The organism is Candidatus Cloacimonadota bacterium (genome assembly GCA_012516855.1).
Taxonomy (GTDB): Bacteria; Cloacimonadota; Cloacimonadia; order Cloacimonadales; family Cloacimonadaceae; genus Syntrophosphaera.
Genome location: JAAYWB010000018.1, coordinates 16,685 through 36,020 on the forward strand (window position 1 = coordinate 16,685; position 19,336 = coordinate 36,020).

A 19,336-nucleotide genomic window follows, 5' to 3' on the forward strand; every position below is an offset into this window, starting at 1 on the left:
ATGTGAAGGTCACCCTCGCCGGCTACAATATCGACAGCTCCCTGATACGCTCTCTGGATCGGGATTCTGCCACTCCCGAAGTAATTTCCGCCGCCTACGCCCGCATCAGCCGCAGCAGCAAATCCGTTTCGGAATTGCGGGCGGAAGCGCTGGCAGATGTCGCCAAAGCGAGGAAATCGAACCAGACCATCGTCTTTGATTTGGGCCATGCCTCCGTGGCTGAACACGCTGTCTTCAACTTCGATGTGATCGGTGTTTCCCGCCTTGTCACCGAGAGCATGGAGACCCTGCGCTTCGCCTCTTTCACCGAAAAATCGCAGCGTTACGTCACTTTTTCCAGGGACTATGTGATTCCCGAAGAACTGAGCGCCCCTGCCCATGCCAAATTGAAAGCCAAATACTTGCGGGTGATGGACGCCCTCTTCGCTGAATACCAAGCCAGTTTTGAGGCCCTGAAAACCCTTTATACGTCGAGGATTTCGGATTTGCCGGCCCGCGCCCGGGAGGGCATGGCCAAGGAAGACGCCCGTTATATCCTGCCCCTGGCTACCAAGACCCAGCTTGGGATGACCATCAACGCCCGCAGCTTGGAAAACCTGCTCCGGCGCCTGGTGAATGACCCGCTCAACGAAGCCAGGGAGCTTTACGCCGAGCTGTTGAAACCTGCCAAAGAACTCTGCCCCTCCCTGGTCCGCCATGTGGAGGCGGAACCTTTCACGGGGACTTTTAAGCTCCCGGCATCCAAAGTGCCGGAGGACGATTTTCCGGAAGGGGAATCCGCCCGCTTGCTCGACAGCCCTCAGGATGCCGACAGCGTCATCCTCGCGGCTCTTGTGTATGAACAAACCCAACTAAGCTGGGAACAGTGCGTGGAAGCGGTTTCCGGATTATCCCCCCAAGCCAGACAAAGTCTCTGGAACAAGGTTTTCGCGCACATCCGCCCCTGGAGCAAGATGCACCGAGCCTTCGAGCTGGCTGATTTCACTTTCGAACTGGCTATGTCTGAAAGCTGCTGGGCCCAGTTCAAACGCCACCGCGTAGGCACCATCATCAAGCAGAAAAACCCCTCCACCGGCCTCTGCGTGATGCCTGAAGCCATTATCTCCATTGGCCGAGCCGACCACTGGGACGAGCTTTTGGACCGGGTTGAAGGCCTGAGGGATAGCCTGGCCGCGGTCCTGCCAGAACTTTCAGCATACGCGCGCCTAAATGCCGACCGCGTCAGGGTGCTGGTGAAAATGAACCTCCGCGAGCTCTACCACCTCATCCGCCTGCGCTGTGACGAACATGCCCAGTGGGAAATAAACCTCCTTGCCCACGACATCGCTTCCGAACTTCGCCAAGCCGCTCCCAACGCCGCTTCCTGGCTTTGCGGCAAGAGCGAATTCGTCGCCCCCGCCTCCGGCCGTCCCGGCCAAAACGATTGACAGATTCCCCCCTTTCAAAATCGATGTTTATCGGTATCCGCGTCCCTGTAGCTCAGCTGGATAGAGTGGCACCCTCCGAAGGTGAAGGTCAGGCGTTCGAATCGCCTCAGGGACGCCAGCTTTTCTGATCATGGCTTCAGATGTTGTGATCACCCTTGACAATCTTGCCAAACAGATAGGCAGCAAGGTCATCTTCTCCGGTCTCGGCCTCGGCATCCATTCAGGCGACAAAATTGGTCTGGTGGGTGTTAACGGCTGCGGCAAATCCACCCTCCTCAAAGTTCTCGCTTCCCAAATCGAGCCGACGGAAGGCAACATCGTCATCCGGGGCGGGCTCAAGCTCGGATATCTGCCCCAGGAAACCCCTCAGGCTGACGATACAGCCGTTTTGGACTACATTCAGCCTCCTTCCTTTGCCCCCGAAAGCGACGGGGAACACCGCTACAAGGCCATGCTCACCGTTCTTGGCCTCACCGAATTTGATAAACCGCTCGGCTTCCTCTCCGGAGGACAGCGCCGCAAGGCTGACCTCGCCCGCGTTTTGGTGGGCGAACCGGACATCCTCATCCTGGACGAACCCACCAACCACCTCGATTTGGACGTCATAGAATGGATGCAGGACTTTCTGGCGGAAACCAAAAAGACCGTCATCTTCGTAACCCACGACCGCTATTTCCTCGACGCCGTCAGCAACCGCGTGCTGGAAATCTACCACGGCCGCTGCCACATCCACGAGGGCAACTATTCCGCCTACGTGCGCGGAAAGCTCATCCGCGCCACCGACATCCAGCGCAAGGAAACCCGCCGCCAGGCCCAACTTAAAAAAGAGCTTGACTGGCTGAACCGCGGCGCCAAAGCCCGTGCCACCAAACCCAAAAACCACGTTGACCGGGTGCGCGAACTCCTTTCCAAAAGCTATCTCATCTCCAACGCTGAGCTCGACATCTCCTTTCAGACGGACCGCCTGGGCAAAACCATCCTCGAGCTGCACAGACTTAGCAAAAGCTACGGCTCACAGGAGCTTTTCACCGATATCGACCACAATTTCCAACCCCGCGAACGCATCGGCATCATCGGCCCCAACGGCTGCGGCAAAACCACTTTGCTAAAGATAATCGTCGGCGAAGTGGAGCCGGACCTCGGCAGCGTGAAGGTGGGCGTGAACACCCATTTTTCCTATTACCGCCAGGAGGATGAGAGCTTTGACCCCGCCCTCAGCGTCTATGAATACATCGCCCAATTCGCCGAGGTGATCAGAACCCGCGACGGCAGCAAGGTGACCGCCACGGAGATGCTGAAGCGCTTCCTCTTCGACGCCAAAATGCAGCAGCAGAAACTCTCCTCCCTCTCCGGAGGCGAGCTAAAGCGACTCTATCTGCTCAAATCCCTTATGTTTGGCGCCAATTTCATCATCCTCGATGAACCCACCAACGACCTCGACATCCGCACCCTGGAAATCCTCGAGGACTACTTGGACGCCTTTGCCGGCTGCCTCCTCGTCGTTTCCCACGACCGCTTTTTTCTGGATCGCTGCGTGGATTACCTCTTCATCTTCGAAGGCTCTTCCATCCGCAAATTCCCCGGCAATTACTCCGATTACCTCCTGGTGAAGAAATTCCAGTGCGAGGAGGAGGCTGACCAGGCCGCCAAAACCACACTCCAGCGCCCCAAACGCACCCAGAAAGGACTTAGCTACAACGAACAGCGAGAACTGAAGCTCCTCACCCAGGAAATAGAAAGCCTCGAAACCCGCATCTCGGAACTCGAGGATTCGCTAAACTCACCCTCCGAACAACTCTCCCACCTCGACTACGCCCGCATCAGCGCCGACCTGCAAAACCTCAGCGAACACCACCAGGCCAAACTGCAGCGCTGGCTGGAACTCGACGATAAAGCCGGAAACTGACGGCCAGTATATCCATCATCCTAACATCGTAATCCTAAAGGTGCGAAACTGGGACGTAGGTTTCTCTTTAGACTTGTCACATAGAAAATGTTATCATCAGGCTCTCTTTCAAAACTTGACTATTGGTTGTCGAAGATTTCTACTTTCCATTCAGCCTGGCGTCCAGCGAACACAGTGAGCATGGACGGCAGGAAACATTGGAAGAATCATTCATTTCTGCCGTCGAAGCTGTTGGAGACTGGAATCCAGCGAGCTCGCGAGTTTGGACTACAGGGATTGTTGCTGCTGGCGTCGATTCCCCACTCGACGCCAGCGTGTGGTCCGGCCGTTAAGGCCCTTTCTTTTGCCTTGGTTTCGCCTCCCGCATGATTCCCGCGTCCGGTGCGGGCATCATGCGAGAGGCGTGGGAGAGGGAATATCGCAGGCGCTAAGGGCGTGGCTGGCAGGGCACTGCGTCTGCCGGACGCTTACTGCTCTTTAAGCCCACCTTTTTCATATAAAGACCGTTGAATAATACATCCGCATGTGAATTGAGATGAATTCACCCTATTCCACATCATTTTTTCCGACCCAACAGGCTTTTTGGTCTGTTCAAAAATCAAAAACGCCCCAACGGCGAATCCCTTTCTTCGCGGAGATGAAACACGCCCCCAGGCCAAATTGTGATTGACGAAAACCGGCGCCTGCAGATTTGATCTCTGTTATGGATAAGGTCGAATGAACGAATTCTTGAGCAAACTGCACAACTTCAAGCGGGGCTTGAACCTGCGGATACTGGCGCGGGCGCTGGTGATTTCGCTGCTCTGCCTCGTTGTGGGTTTGCACGCCTACTTTCTGGTATGGTTGAACACCCCCGCGCAGTCGCCGACGCTGGTTTACCTGAATTACGCGCTCAGGGCGCTGATGGTGGGTTTGGTCCTTTTCCTCATCTACAAAGGCATCCGGGGTTTTTATGACAACCGCTCCGCCGCCCGCTGGCTGGACCGCCAGACCGAGCACGAGGACGACCTTTACCAAAACCTCTGGGAACTGAAGCAGCAAAAGGAAAGCGAACCGGTTCTGGACGCCCTGGCCAGACAGGCGCAGAGCCGGCTCAAAGCTTCATCCTACCGCCTCCCCAGGCTTTTCCAGCCCAGCCAGTGGTGGCTTATCCTCTTTGTGCTGGCGGGCATCGGCAGCGTTTGGGCCCTCGGCTGGAACGAGTTTCGCTATGCTCTGAACCAGTTCCGGGCGGTGAAAGCGGACGCCATAGAGTATAAAAAAACCGTCGAACTCAGCCCTGGCAACGTGACCATCGGCAAAGGCCAGCAGCTCGTGATCAGGGTTTTGGAGCCGGACACCCGGCTGAAGCACCGTCTCTTTTACCGCTGGGACAAACAGTGGCGCGAACTGGGAATGACGGACAACAGCTACAGCTTTCCCGCGCTGGAATACAGCATCGAATACTACGTGAAAAACGAAGTGGCCTCCAGCCCTGTTTACAATGTCGTTTGCCTGGATGAGCCCTTCGCGCGGAGCTGGTCGCTTTACTATAAATATCCTGCCTACACGGGCCTCGGCAGCCGTTCTGACAGCCTCAGCTACGGCAACATCGAGGCTTACAAACACAGCGAGATCATCATCTCCCTGGGCACCAACATCCCCGTGGAAACAGCCGTGATGCGCTTTTCCGACGGAACTTCCCAGGCCTTGCAGCGGGTGGAGGAAACTTCCTTCAGCGGCAGAATCACCGTTACTGCACCCAAAACCTGGTATCTGGAACTCACCGACGCCCTGGGCCGCAAATCCCGGCCGGAAGAAAAAACCATCAGCGTGATACCGGACAACGCCCCGGAAATCCGCATCATCTATCCCGGCGAGGACGTGCTTCTGGACCAAAGCCTGCTGCTGCCGCTGATCATCACTGCCAGCGACGATTTCGGCCTGCGTGAGCTGAGCCTCCACTATCAAATAAACGACCGCCCTGCACAGCAGACGACGCTGCGTTCCCTCATCGGCTCCAAGCTCTTCACGCTGGACCACACCCTCGACCTGAAAGGCTTCGGCCTACTCCCTGGCGACACAGTTACCTACTGGGCGCAGGTTTGGGACAATTCGCCCGACCGTCAGAGCGCGCAATCCGTCAAATTCAAGGCCCGTTTCCCCTCCATAGAGGAGATCTACCGCGAAATCGAACGCCAGGCCCAGTCAAGCACTCAGGACCTCCAGAGCACGCTGAAGGAAGCCAAGGACCTGCAAAAGGACTTTGAGCAGAAACGCCGCGAACTGATGAAGAATGACAAACTGGATTGGGAGGACAAAAAACAGCTGGAACATATGCTGGATACGCAGCAGCAGCTCACCGAGCAGGTGGAGAACGTGGTGCAGGACTTTCAGCGCTTGATAGACCAGATGCAGCGCAACGACGCGGTTTCCTCCGAAACCCTGCAGAAAATGCAGAAAATCCAGGAACTGATGGAAGAGATCAGCACAGACGAACTGCGTGAGGCGATGAGCAAATTCGAGCAGGCGCTGATGAACGTGAAACCGGAGGACCTGCGCAAGGCGATGGAAAACATGAAATTCTCGATGGAGGATTTCAGCAAGAAAATCGACCAAACCCTCGCCCTGCTGGAAAGCATCAAGAAAGAACAGGCGCTGGACAAGGCTTTGCAGATATCCAAAGAGATGGAACAGATGCAAAGCGCCCTGAAGGACAAGACCGGCGATCCTAAACAGAACACGGACCGCCTGGCCCAGGAACAGGAAAACATCAGCGACAAATTAGACAACCTGCAAAAGGCCCTAGATGAAGCTGACAAACTGCTGGACCCCGCCAAAGACAAACAACTGAAGCAGGAAATGAAAGACCTCAAGCAGGACATGAAGAGTGGCCAGCTCCAGAAAAACATGCGGCAGAGCCAGCAACAGCTTCAGCAGAACCAGCGTTCCCAGTCCGGCCAATCACAATCCCAGGCCCTGGAAAAGATGCGCCAATACACGCGGCGGCTGAGCGAAATGAAAGAATCCATGGGCGGCGGCAGCATGCAGGAAGTGACCTCCGCCATGCAAAAGGCCATCCGCGAACTGCTTATCTTTTCCAAACAGCATGAGGAACTGCGGGGCCGCTATGCAAACGACCCCTACCCCATCGTGAACGACCTCATCGCCCAGTATGAAGGCGTGCAGGTCTCTCTGAACCGGCTGTTCAGCGTTCCCCAGGTGACAATGTTCCTGCCGCCGAAATTCTATATCGACCTCACCGACACCAACCGCGGCTACCGCGATGTCTTCATTAACGTTAACGAAATGCAGTATGCACAGATACCCGCCCAGATGGAAATCATCCAGAAAGGGCTGAACCTGATGATATACGACCTGATGCAGACCCTGAACAACCCTTCCGGCGGCGGAGGCGGAGGCGGGATGCAATCGCTGATGCAGATGCTGGGGCAAATGGGTGAGGAACAGATGGCTTTGAACATGCTTTCGGAGCAGCTTATGATGCAGCTTCAGCAACAGGGCGGACGCATGGATGCCGGGATGCAGCAGCAAATCCAGAAACTGGCCTCGGACCAGGAACGCCTGGCCGAAAACCTGAAACGGGCCCTACAAAACAATCCCGAAGCCCAGAAACAGGGCAACGCCATCAAAAAGATCATCGAGGAAGCGGAGGCTGTTTCTCGCCAACTGCGCAACAACCAGCTTTCCCAAGACATCCTGAACCGTCAGGAAAACATTATTTCGCGGCTGCTGGACGCCCAGCGCAGCATCAACAAACGCGACCAGAGCGAACGCCGCCAGGCCCAGAGCGCCGATCCCACCATCCGGGGTGCGGACGTGAACACGGATTATGACACCCTGCGCCGCAAAGCCATGCTGGAGGATTCATACCGCCTCTTCCCGGCTTCCTACCAGCAGGTGATCATCAAATACCTCAAGCTGCTCAACGAATGAAGCGTTTTCTGCTACCGCTTGCCTTCCTGCTGGTGCTGATACCGCTTTGGGGACAGTACAACGAGCGTGACATCCTCAACCAGCAGGCCTACCAGATGTTGGGACAGCGCCAGTTCGCGGAAGCGGAAAAGATCTTCCTGCAAGTGCTGGAAAAATACCCCGACGACGCCAACAGCGTGCTGCAACTGCTGAACATCTATTTCCAAACCTCGCAACTGGACAAGGCGGAAAACCTGCTCCGCCAATACCGACGCATTTTACCGGCCAATCAGGCCACGGAACAGGAAGTCCTGCTGCTGGTGATGCAGGGCAGGCCAGACGATGCCTGGAACCTTGGTCAGACGCAGCTTTCCCGCATGAACCATTCGGAAAGCACCTATCGGCTGCTGGCATCCTATTTCGAGCGCCGGGGTTTTTATGACCATGTTTTGCGGCTTTACGAAGAGGCCAGGGCCCGCCGCGGCAATCCTGACCTTTTCCGGCTGGAAATCGCCAACGCCGCGCTCAACTATCGCCGGTTCGAGCAGGCGCTGAGAGAATATCTCACTTTTCTGGAGAAAAACCCCTCCAACATCTATTTCGTGAACAACCAGTGCAAAACCATCCTTAGAGAGGACCCCGAACTCATCGCCACCATCGGGGAATTCGCCGAAACCAGCGCCAATCACATCATCAAAGAGCTTTACGCCAATGCCCTGCTTTCGCAAAACCGCGCTCCGGAGGCTTTGGAGGTGTATAAAAACCTGCCCCCAGAACGCCTGTTGAGTTTTGCCGAACAGCAATACGCCACCTTGAACGACGAGGTGGCGCTGCCCGCTTTTGAGCATCTGGCCGGAATCAGCACAGAAACCCTGGAAAGGAACGACTACCGCCTGCGTCAGGCTTTCATCCACTTCCGTTCCGGGCGCCACGTGGAAACGGACAGCCTGCTGCGGGCCGTGATCGCCGATTCGCTGATGCTGGAGCGGAAAAACTACCAGCGCAGGGGCGTGAACCTGAACGCCCGCAAGCTGATGGCGGAAAACAGCCTCGCCCTGACCAAAAGCACCGCCACCGCCAAAACCTGGTATGAAGAGGCGCGCAGATTCTGCGGCAGCGCCTATGACCGCCAAAATATCGACCTGGCCCTAGTGCGCCTGCTGGCGATTGATCAGGATTTCGAAACCGCCCTGACCATCCTGAACGGCGTGAACGAGCCCAAACACCTGGAAACCCGCGACTACCTGCGCTTCAGCGTGGAACTGCTGCGGGGCAATACAGACGTCGCGGACAGCCTGATGAACGAATACGTTATCCGCTGGCCCGGCGGGGTTTACGTGAACGACGCCATCTACCAAATGATGTTCGTGCTGGAACTAAGCGGAAAAGACCTGGACAGCTTCCATCTCGCTAACCGGATGATGCTGCTGGGCGATCCCGCCGCCGTGGATACCCTGGCCGCGGTTTTTGCCTCCACGGACGATGAGGAACTGCTCATCCTGGCTGTGGAATGGGCCATTCTGCTGGCCGAGCCGGACAAGGCCCTGAACCTGCTGGAACATGACTGGCAGGACCCCGTAAGCGCCGAATACGCGGCCCTACTGCGCCTGAAGCTCAGCACGGAGGAAGATGAAGCGCAGCGATTTGCCAGAGACTTCCTCACCGCCAATCCCGGCAGCATCTTCGCCCCAAAATTCCGCATGAGCCTTGCCCGCACCGGCTACAGCCGTCCAGATTTCTGACAACCGCGAGAGCCGGGTCCATCTGTGCCGGGCAAGAAAGGTTGACACATTTTAAGCCACTGGATTTTTGAGCACCATCAACTGAACAGAGGACTTCCCAATGTACAAAGAGCCGTATAGCTTCAATATTGCCCGCTACATGGAGCCGGAACGCTTTGCCCGTTTCCGCGAATTTGCCGGCACCCAGGAGACACCTGTGCTGATCGTGGACCTGGACATCATCAAAGCCAAATATCTGGAGCTTCAGCAAAGCATTCCCAACCTGCAAATCTACTACGCCGTGAAAGCCAATCCGATGAACGAAGTGATCCGCCAGCTGGATGGCCTGGGCTCAAACTTCGACGTCGCCTCCGTGAATGAGCTGGAACAACTGCTCCAGTTGGGCATCGACCCCAAAAAAATGAGCTATGGCAACACCATAAAAAAGGCCAGGGACATCCGCTATTTCCACGAGCATGGCGTCCCCATGTTCGTAACTGACAGCGAACTGGACCTGCAGCGCATAGCGGAAAACGCGCCCGGCGCCAAGGTCTATTTCCGCCTGCTGACTGAAGGCACGGGGGCCGACTGGCCGCTTTCCAGGAAGTTTGGCGCCCATCCGGACGTTATCTACAACCTCATCCTCAAAGCCCCGGAACTGGGCCTCGTCCCCTGGGGAGTATCTTTCCACGTGGGTTCGCAGCAGCGTGACATCGGGCAGTGGGATGACGCCATCGCGCGGGCCAAATACATCTTTGACGCCGTGCTGGAAGAGGGCATCGAGCTCCAGATGATAAACCTTGGCGGCGGCTATCCGGCCAGCTATGTTGACCCAACCTACTCCATAGAAGAATACAGCTCCGAGATCAAGCGCTTCATCGAAGAGGACTTTGGCGAACACATCCCGCAACTGGTGATGGAACCGGGGCGTTCGCTGGTTGCCGACTCCGGAGTGATTGTCGCCGAAGTGGTGAATATAGCCACCAAAGCGAAAAACAACCTTTACAAATGGGTATTTCTGGATGTGGGCAAATTCGGCGGCCTGATCGAGACCATCGACGAATCGATCAGGTTCCCCATCTTCTTCGAACGCGAAGGCCTGGCCAACGAAATCATCATGGCCGGCCCCACTTGCGACAGCATGGACATCATGTATGAACATTACAAATACCATATGCCGGAAACCACTCAGCCCGGCGACCGCGTCTATATCTTCACCACCGGCGCCTACACCCAGAGCTATTCCTCTGTGAATTTCAACGGCTTTCCGCCCCTTAAAGCGGTGACGCTGCCGCCAGTCAAATAGGAGAAAACAACATGAAACGCCTGCCTGTTGAAACCCTGAAAGCCTTTATGGAAGAGGTTTTCATCCGCATCGGAGTTCCAGCCGAAGACGCCAGGATTTGCTCCGACATCCTCATCGCCAGCGACCTGCGCGGCATCGAATCGCACGGGATCGGCCGGCTCAAAATGTATTATGACCGCATCCGCTCCGGGATTCAGAACCCCCTCACCAAAATCGAAGTTTTGCGCGACAAGGCCGCGACCGCCGTCTGGGACGGCAATCACGGCATGGGCCACGTGATCGCTTTCCGCGCCATGGAAACCGCGATTTCCAAAGCCCGCCAGTTCGGTCTCGGGGCCGTCGCGGTGCGGAACAGCACCCACTTCGGTATTTGCGGATACTATGCCAAAATGGCTTGCGAAGCTGACATGATCGGCCTCAATTTCACCAACGCGCGTCCCTCCGTTTGCCCCACCCACGGCGTGCAGCCGCTGCTGGGCACGAACCCCATCTGCTTTGGAGCCCCCACCGACCTGGATTTCCCCTTCATCTATGACGCCGCCACCTCCATCAGCCAGCGCGGCAAAATTGAGCAGTTCGCCCGCGAAGAAAAACCCACTCCCTCAGGCTGGGCCATCGACTTGGAGGGAAATTCCCACACCGAGACCAACAAGCTGCTGGTGGACCTGGTGAAACAAACCGCCTCCCTGCTGCCCATTGGCGGAACTGAAGAACTGGCCGGCAGCCACAAAGGCTACGGGCTTTCCACCATGGTGGAGATACTGTGCGCCGCCCTGCAAAACGGCAGTTTCCTGAATCAACTGCTGGGGAAAACCGAAGACGGCAAACCAGCTCCATACAAGCTTGGACACTTCTTCCTGGCAATCAACATAGATTTCTTCACCGACCTGGACGAATTCAAAAAGACCAGCGGCGCCATCTGCCGCGAGCTGCAGAATTCCCTCCGCCGCCCAGGCCACGAACGCATCTGGGTGGCAGGAGAAAAGGAATATGAAAAGGAACTCGAGATCCGCCAGCTAGGCGTGCCCATAATCCCCAACCTGCAAAAGGCCATCGAGACCATGCAGCGCGAGCTGGGCCTCGCCCCATTGGACATCTAAGCAAGATAACGGGCACCAAAGATAGGAAGTTTAGCCTGCGGATATAAGGCTGCCCCGATCCCGGTTTGAAAGAGAGCTTTAAAATATAGCCGTAACTGCTTACCCTTCACGGAGTCCTGTCTGCTACACCCTTAGCGGTCGAGTCCATCCCTCCCTTATGCCTCCCGCCCAATCCTCGCATCAAATGCGGGTATCATGCGGGAGGTGCAACAGGAATCCGGAAAAGGGCCTTAACGGCCAGAGGATACAGCTACTCCACTGCCACAGGCTGGCGTCGAGCAAGGATAAAGCGGTTTGGCGACCGCCTGAACAAGTTCCTACGCTCAGCTTGACCCGCCCGATTCAAAAGAGGGATACAATCTATATCTTTATGCTTGGAAAGATGATACATCCCTGCAATGAATATTTGCCTTGACAAGAAATGACAGTGTCCGAACCTTGTTCATAGAAATTACTATGAGGTATAAACATGCTCCAACTTTATCCCAAAACCCGTAAAAAAACTGTATCTCCGGTGGATTACCGTCTCAAAATCCTGGTTTCCGCCATCAAGGTTTTTTCCCAGAAAGGCTTCGCCAAAACAACTATGTCCGATGTGGCCAACCGTGCCAAAGTCGGAGTGGGTACATTGTACAACTATTTTCAGAACAAGGATGACCTGCTGCTTCAGTGCATGAAGAAAACGATAAATGACGAAATCGAGCTGATCAGGATCGCCAGTGAAAAAATAACCGATCCATTTGAGAAACTGCGGTATTTTCTGCACGAACACAGGCTGCTTGTGGAAAACAAGCCCTACATCGCCCGTTTCCTGATCATTGAATTGCGCCAGAGCGAAGGCTTTTACAAACGCAATCCCTCCTACAATCCAATGCAGTATTATCTGAATTATATCAGCGGTATCTTTTCAGAGGGCGTGGCCCAAGGCAAGATTCGCGACGTGGATCCGGATATTGCCGCCCTGGGCATTTTAGGCACAGTCGATCTCCTTCTCACCCAATGGCTTATCAGCGGCCGGGAATTTGACTTGGAAGGGGCTTGGAACAAGTTCAGGGACATCATCGCCCACGGAATGAGCAAAAACAAAGCCTGACCACCCGGCGGACCTCCAGACAGTGGGCACAAGATTTTCCTTGTCAAATGACCTCGTGCCTAAATAATGGGAAAAAAGCCTAAAAGGAACTGATAATGAAGCTATCGCAACGGGCGCTGGACATCCAGGCCTCACCCATTCGCAAACTGATGCCGCACGCTGTTGCCGCCAGACAGCGCGGCCTGAAGGTTTATCAACTCAATATCGGCCAGCCGGATATTCCCACCCCCCAGCCGATGCTGGACGCCTACCACTCATTCTCGGAAAAGGTGCTGGCCTATGGGCCTTCCCAAGGGCTGGATCCATATCGGAAGGGACTGGTGGACTACTATGCCAGACAGAACATTCCCCTCAAAGACAACCAGATCATCGTGACCACAGCCGGCTCGGAAGCCGTTACCTTTGCCATGATGGTGGTGGCTGAGGCTGGTGACGAGATAATCGTGCCAGAACCTTTTTACACGAATTACAACGGTTTCGCCACCATGGCGGGGATCACCATCCGCCCGCTGCTAACTTTGGCGGAGACCGGTTTCCAACTCCCCGGCGATGAAGCCATCGAAGCCCTTATCACTCCCAAAACCAAAGCGATCATGATCTGCAATCCCGGCAATCCCACCGGAACTGTCTATTCGCGCGAAGATATATTCCGCCTGGGCGGGCTGGCCAAGAAGCACGGCCTTTTTGTGATCTCGGACGAGGTTTACCGCGAATTCATCTACGAAGGCCGCCAGCACACCAGCATCCTGCACGTTCCCGGCCTGGAAGAGCATGCTGTGATGGTGGACAGTGTTTCCAAACGCTACAGCGCTTGCGGAGCGCGCATCGGCTGTATCGTTTCACGCAACCAGGCCCTGATGGACGCCACCCTCAAATTCGCCCAGGCCAGGCTCTGCCCTCCCACCGTGGACCAGTTGGCCGCTCTGGCCTGTGTGCCTCTGGGCGACGAATTTTTCCGCCCCCTCATCGCCGAATACCAGGCCCGGCGCGAAATCGTTTACAACGCGCTGATTGAAATTCCCGGCGTGGTCTGCGTCAAGCCCCAGGGCGCATTTTACATTCTGGTGAAGCTGCCCGTCGATGACTGTGAAAAGTTCATCGTCTGGATGCTGGATGAATTCCAGATCGACGGCGAAACCGTGATGGGTGCTCCCGGCGAAGGTTTTTATGCCACTCCGGGACTGGGACGCAACGAAATGCGCCTCGCCTACGTGCTCAACGAAGCCGAGCTGCGCAAAGCGATGCACATCTTCTCCCGAGGCTTTGAGGAATACAAAAAACTGAAAGCCTGAAACCACATTAACCACAAGGCGGTGAAATGAAAACCAAGCGCAAGATCGAGCCTTACCTCTATCTTCTGCCCGCGTTGCTGCTTTTGTTGCTGTTTCGCTTCATTCCCATCATCATGTCCTTTGTGATCAGCTTCTTCAAGTTCGGCGTCACGGATTTCGGCGAGTTCCAGGGTTTTGCCAACTACAGCCGTCTCTTTGCCGACAAGGAGTTCTGGCAATCGATGATGAACACCCTCTGGCTGGTGCTGATCGCGGTTCCTGCCAGCATTGTGCTGCCGCTGATCTTCGCCCAGCTTCTCAACCAAATCAAGTGGCTGAGCGGGTTTTTCCGCACGATCTATTTCATGCCTTTCGTCACCTCCCTGGTGGCGGTTTCAATCGTTTGGAAAATCATCTTCTCGGAGCAGGCCGGACTGGCCAATACCATCCTGCAATGGCTGGGAATGAAGCCGCAGCTTTGGCTGGCGGAACCCAGGGGCATCTTCACCCTGCTCTTTGAAAGCATGGGGGTAACCATCCCTGCCTGGATGGGCGGGCCTTCGCTGGCGCTGTTTTCCATCATCATCATGACTGTGTGGAAAGGCCTTGGCTACAACACCATCATCTACCTTTCCGGCTTGCAAAATATCTCCAAAGCCTATTACGAAGCTGCCTCCATCGACGGAGCCGGAAAGCTGCGCCAGTTCTTCAAAATCACCGTTCCCCTGATCTCGCCAACCACCTTCTACGTGCTGTTGATGACCACCATCGTAAGCTTCCAGACCTTCGCCCAGATCTACATGATGACGGATAAAGGCGGCCCTCTGGGCACCACCAAGCTCATCGTTTATTACATCTACGAAAAGGGCTTCGACAAGCTTGACATGGGCTATGCCAGCGCTGCCGCCATTATCCTTTTCATTGTGATCCTGGGCCTTACCCTATTGCAGCGCCGTCTGGAATCGAAGGTTAATTACTGAGGAGACCAAGATGAGAAACACCCTGACCACTACCCTGATCTACCTGTTTCTGATCATCTTCGGTTTCACGATGATCGTGCCCTTCATCTGGATGCTTTCTACTTCGCTGATGACCCAGAACGAATTCAACAAAAACGACTCCATCTTCATCCCCAAGGAAGAATACCACGTTTGGAAAGATGGAGGCACCGAGCACAAGGTGGTCCTGGTGGAAACCAAAGGCCAAAGAGCCGTGATCCACGTTCTGGATGCCGAAGGCCAGATATCCAAAGAATATGAAGAATATAAAGAGGTTCCTGCCAAAGAGGTGAAGCTGATACGCAAGAAACCCAGCTTCCACTTCGAAAACTACGTGAAGGCCTTTAATAAAGTGCCCTTTGCTACCTATTTCGCGAACACCATCTTCGTATCCATCGTAACCTTGGCGGGGGTGCTGGTCACTTCGGTGCTGGCTGCCTACGCCTTTGCCCGCCTGGATTTCAAGGGCAAGGATTTTATCTTTTACCTTTTCCTGAGCATGATGATGGTGCCGGAGCCGATCTATATCATCTCATCCTACATAATGCTGGATAAGTTCAACTGGCTGGATACCTACAACGCCCTGATCATTCCCTGGTGCGTAAACATCTTCACCATCTTTCTCTTCCGCCAGCACTTCAAATCGCTGCCCCAGGAACTCTTCGACGCCGCTTCCATTGATGGCTGCAGCACCTTCGGGATGCTCACGCGCATCATCCTGCCTCTCTCCAAGGGCGTAATCGCTACCGCTGCCGTCTTTTCCCTGATCGGCAGCTGGAACAGCTTCATGTGGCCTTTGGTGATGACGGACCGGCCAGAACTGCGGGTCTTGCAGGTGGGATTGAGCTACTTCAACCAGGAGGCGTCCACCCAGACGACCCTGCTGATGGCAGCCTCCACCTTCAGCATCCTCCCCATCCTGATAATCTTCTTCATCGCGCAAAAGCAGATCATCGTCAGCTACGCCAAGGCCGGCCTCAAAGACTGACACGGAGTTTACACCCATGAATAAAAGAAAAGTTGACGTCCGCCATATCAAGCGGCAGATTCAGAAAAGCGAAGCATCCAAAAAGGAAAAGCCTGAGTATCAGGTTCCCACCAAAGCGGTGGTGATGAATGACTTCCAGTTCCGTCCTCAGCCCCTGCAAAATCCCAAAACCAACCTCATCGTGGCCTGGGCGGTTTTTGCCATCGCCCTCATCGTTTATCTGCTCACCCAGGCCCGCACCACCTCCTTTTGGGACAGCGGCGAATACGCCACCTGCATCAGCAGCCTGGGTGTGCCCCATCCTCCTGGAAACCCTTTCTACATAATATTCGGGCGGGCCATGGCAATACTGCTTGGTGGAATTTTCTACCACGCCTGGATCGCGGCTTTCATCTCCGGCCTATACAGTGCTTTTGCCGTGATGTTCACCTATTTGATCACGGTTCAGCTCACCAGCATGTTCCGGATCAAGGATTGGGAAGCCATGTTCGCCGGCGTGGTGGCAGCCCTGCTCACCGCCTTTTCCTTCACCTTCTGGATGAACGCTGTGGAAGCCGAGGTCTATTCCGGGCTGGCCTTCTTCGTCACCATCATCATCTGGCTTACGCTCTGGTGGGTTCAGCACTCGAGGGAGTTCCGCCATCAGAATGTGCTGCTGCTGATCGTTTACCTCTTCTTCCTGGGCTTTGGCGTGCACCAGACAGCGCTACAGATAGCGCCAGCCATCCTTTTCATCGTGGTCTATCCACTTTTGGCGCAGGGAACCAAATCAAGCTCCTTCTGGTATAAATTCTTCGGTTACGGCTTTGCCCTGATTCTCAGTTACCTCGTTTTCGGCGCAATAGGAAAAAGCGTGGGCATGGATTCCATGGACCAGATCGGCCTGATGCTCTGCATCATAGTGCTGATGGTGGTGGAACTGCACAAAGTCTTTGACCGCCGCATTTGGATACTGAGCATCCTGCTGGCGGTGGTGGGGATTTCCTCCCACATCTACATACCAATCCGCGCTGCCGACAAGCCTTTCATCAACCTCGGCGATCCCAGCACCACCCAGCGCTTTCAGGAATACATCCAGCGCAAGCAGTACAAAGCGGAAACCGAAACCTCGATGTTCGACCGCCGCGGCGCTTTCGTGAAGCACCAGATGGGCTTCCATTTCCTGCGCTACTTCGGTTGGCAGTGGTTCAAACAGGACGCAGTGGTGCGCACCACCAAGCTGCCCGACATCGTTGTGAACATCTTTGCCGGCCTGTACGTGGCTTTCCTGGGTCTCTTCGGCGCCGTTTTCCACTACCGGAAAAACAAACACAGCTTCTTCTACCTTTTGGCTATCATCTTCTGTGTAACGCTGCTGATGGTCTTTGTGATGAACCTTTCCGACGAAGAGGTGCGTGACCGCGATTACTTTTTCGTGATGGCTTACAATATGTGGGCGATTTGGATGGGCATCGGCGCGCTGGCCCTGCTAAGCCTTTTCAAGAACAAGGCGCTCCGAACGGCAGTGGTGGCTTTGATGCTGCTCCTGCCCCTGCTCAACATGGCCGTGCAGTACAGGGAACATGACCGTTCCCGCGAATTTATTGCCCTCGATTACGGCGTGAACTTCCTCAATTCAGTTGAGGACAACGCCATCATCTTCACCAACGGCGACAACGACACCTATCCCCTTTGGTATGCCCAGACCGTGAAGGACCCTTATGCCAAGGAATACCATCACCAAACCCGTGACATCTTCCCCACCGAAGCTTCCCGGGCCGCCATTGCCAAAGCGGCGGAGTACAAAAGAACCCGCCTGAAGGGCATCCGCAAAGACGTCACCATTGCCAACCTCTCCCTGCTCAACACATCCTGGTATGTGCGCCAACTGCGTGACCAGGAAGGCGTGAACATCAGTTGGAGCGAGGAAGAGATCAATTCCCTGGACGACAGGGCCGGAGGCTACATACCCTATCTGGCCAGGAAATACGTCACATTTGACGCCGGTGATCCCCAGGGAGAGCAGAAGTTCACCATGAAATACGCCCAAAGCCGCGAGGAAAGCAATCAAACCGGAGATTTCATGCCCATCCGCGCCTCCGATTTCTCCGTTCTCCAGATCGTTGAAGACAATTTCGGCAAGCGTCCCATCTATTTTGCCGTCACCTGCGAATCCAACGTGGGTTTCGATGAATACCTGCGCAGCGAAGGGATGGTCTCACGTGTAACCCACATCCGCTCCAAAACAAGAAGGGAGGCTGTGGACCTGCCCCGTCTGCTCACCAACATCGACAAGGTTTACCAGTACCGCTCCATCGACGACGAACGAGTTTTCAAAGACGAAAACATGACGCGTCTCATCACCAACTACGGTTCCGGTTTTGCCCGCGCTGCTTTGGAATTTTCACGAGCCGGTAAGTTTGAAAAAGCCCTTGCCTATGCCGACAAAGCCAAAAGATTCATCGACGGTGAACTCCGCCTCACGGAGTTTTGGGTGCACTACTATGCCGGCACCGGCCAGATCGCCAAGCTGGACGAATTTGTGGATAAAAACATCCTGCCCCACCAGGACGCCATTCGCATCTACAACAGTTATGTGCTGAACACCATGGCCACGGAATATCCGCGCTATTTTCCCCGTTACATGAGAAAACTGCTGCTGGCCTTCCCCAACGAGATCGACCTTGCCCAACTGGCCCTCTATTACGGCTACAACTACGACCTGATTCCCCAGGTGCAGAGCACTCTCGACTCCCTGATGGCCGAAAACAGGCTCACGTACAACATGCAGGACCTGAACAACTATCTTGCCCAAGGCCATGAGGAAGAAGTCGCTGACACCTTATAAACTGGCATACATGGCCGCCTGGCCTTACATAGATCATGCGTAACGAGGGATCAAGATGCCCTCAAACAAATGGAGGTCCGATAAGTTGGATTTTTCCAACATTGGTGACTCATAACAAAAAAAAGGGATCATTCCCGAATTTAATGAAAGGAGTACAAATGAAGAATATCGGCTATGTACTGATTTTGGTAGCTGTCTTGCTGCTTTCCGGCTGCGCGACAATATTTACCGGAACAACGGATCCAGTGACGATCGAAAGCACACCCAACGCGTCGTTTGTTGTAAGGAATGCATACGGTGCTATAGTCGCTGAAGGTACCACACCAACTACTGTCGAGTTAAAAAGAAAAACACATTATACTATTGAAATCTCGTTGGACGGCTACAAATCGAAAACAATGGCTATTTCGCAAGATTTCAATATGATAAGCATATTGAATTTAGGTAGTGTATTCGGTTGGGCTGTGGATTATCTTACAGGAGCGATATTTAAACTGTATCCGCAGAGCGTAAGGGTTACTTTGGAAATTGCTGTCTTGGATTCAGGTGTCAATCCTGTTGCGTGTGTGAAATTATATGGTGGCAACAACGTAATAGCCACTAATTCAGCGGAGTTGGTCCCTGTTTCTGAATAGGTGGTGACTATCAACTAACTTGGGAAAGGTTCCAACACGATATCCTGATACCATTGATTCGCTGCTGATCCAGCACAAAAAAGGCTCCCATCGGGAGCCTTTTTATTATAGTGGTGGAGGTGGCGGGTATCGAACCCGCGTCCAAAAAA

Annotated in this window: 12 protein-coding genes and 1 tRNA gene; all 13 read left to right on the plus strand. The window is 54.6% G+C overall.

Annotated elements, in window-relative coordinates:
• Positions 1 to 2 precede the first annotated feature (2 nt).
• A complete protein-coding gene (gene thyX, locus GX466_01725; protein NLH92933.1) occupies positions 3 to 1,427 on the plus strand; it encodes an FAD-dependent thymidylate synthase in 1,425 nt (474 codons plus the stop codon).
• A gap of 41 nt (positions 1,428 to 1,468) precedes the next feature.
• Positions 1,469 to 1,545, plus strand: a tRNA-Arg gene (locus tag GX466_01730).
• Positions 1,546 to 1,557: 12 nt separating this feature from the next.
• Positions 1,558 to 3,333 carry an ABC-F family ATP-binding cassette domain-containing protein gene (locus GX466_01735; GenBank protein NLH92934.1) on the plus strand — a complete coding sequence of 592 codons (1,776 nt, stop codon included), beginning with the start codon at positions 1,558 to 1,560 and terminating at the stop codon, positions 3,331 to 3,333.
• A gap of 717 nt (positions 3,334 to 4,050) precedes the next feature.
• Positions 4,051 to 7,269 (plus strand): hypothetical protein, encoded by a 3,219-nt coding sequence (locus GX466_01740; protein ID NLH92935.1) that lies wholly within the window; start codon positions 4,051 to 4,053, stop codon positions 7,267 to 7,269.
• Positions 7,266 to 8,990 carry a tetratricopeptide repeat protein gene (locus GX466_01745; protein ID NLH92936.1) on the plus strand — a complete coding sequence of 575 codons (1,725 nt, stop codon included), beginning with the start codon at positions 7,266 to 7,268 and terminating at the stop codon, positions 8,988 to 8,990. Before GX466_01740 ends, GX466_01745 begins: the two co-directional genes overlap by 4 nt.
• A gap of 100 nt (positions 8,991 to 9,090) precedes the next feature.
• Entirely contained in the window at positions 9,091 to 10,275 is a 1,185-nt protein-coding gene (locus tag GX466_01750) for a type III PLP-dependent enzyme (GenBank protein ID NLH92937.1), read from the plus strand.
• An 11-nt stretch (positions 10,276 to 10,286) separates the two neighbouring features.
• Positions 10,287 to 11,375 carry an Ldh family oxidoreductase gene (locus tag GX466_01755; protein ID NLH92938.1) on the plus strand — a complete coding sequence of 363 codons (1,089 nt, stop codon included), beginning with the start codon at positions 10,287 to 10,289 and terminating at the stop codon, positions 11,373 to 11,375.
• A gap of 469 nt (positions 11,376 to 11,844) precedes the next feature.
• A complete protein-coding gene (locus GX466_01760; GenBank protein NLH92939.1) occupies positions 11,845 to 12,468 on the plus strand; it encodes a TetR/AcrR family transcriptional regulator in 624 nt (207 codons plus the stop codon).
• A 95-nt stretch (positions 12,469 to 12,563) separates the two neighbouring features.
• A complete protein-coding gene (locus GX466_01765; protein NLH92940.1) occupies positions 12,564 to 13,760 on the plus strand; it encodes a pyridoxal phosphate-dependent aminotransferase in 1,197 nt (398 codons plus the stop codon).
• A gap of 26 nt (positions 13,761 to 13,786) precedes the next feature.
• Entirely contained in the window at positions 13,787 to 14,719 is a 933-nt protein-coding gene (locus tag GX466_01770) for a sugar ABC transporter permease (protein ID NLH92941.1), read from the plus strand.
• A 10-nt stretch (positions 14,720 to 14,729) separates the two neighbouring features.
• Positions 14,730 to 15,725: a carbohydrate ABC transporter permease gene (locus GX466_01775; GenBank protein NLH92942.1), complete on the plus strand. Its 996-nt coding sequence runs from the start codon at positions 14,730 to 14,732 to the stop codon at positions 15,723 to 15,725.
• A 16-nt stretch (positions 15,726 to 15,741) separates the two neighbouring features.
• Complete coding sequence (locus tag GX466_01780; GenBank protein NLH92943.1) at positions 15,742 to 18,552, plus strand: DUF2723 domain-containing protein; 2,811 nt, start codon at positions 15,742 to 15,744, stop codon at positions 18,550 to 18,552.
• A 158-nt stretch (positions 18,553 to 18,710) separates the two neighbouring features.
• On the plus strand, positions 18,711 to 19,187 hold the full coding sequence (locus GX466_01785; GenBank protein NLH92944.1) for a hypothetical protein: 477 nt from the start codon (positions 18,711 to 18,713) through the stop codon (positions 19,185 to 19,187).
• Positions 19,188 to 19,336 lie beyond the last annotated feature (149 nt).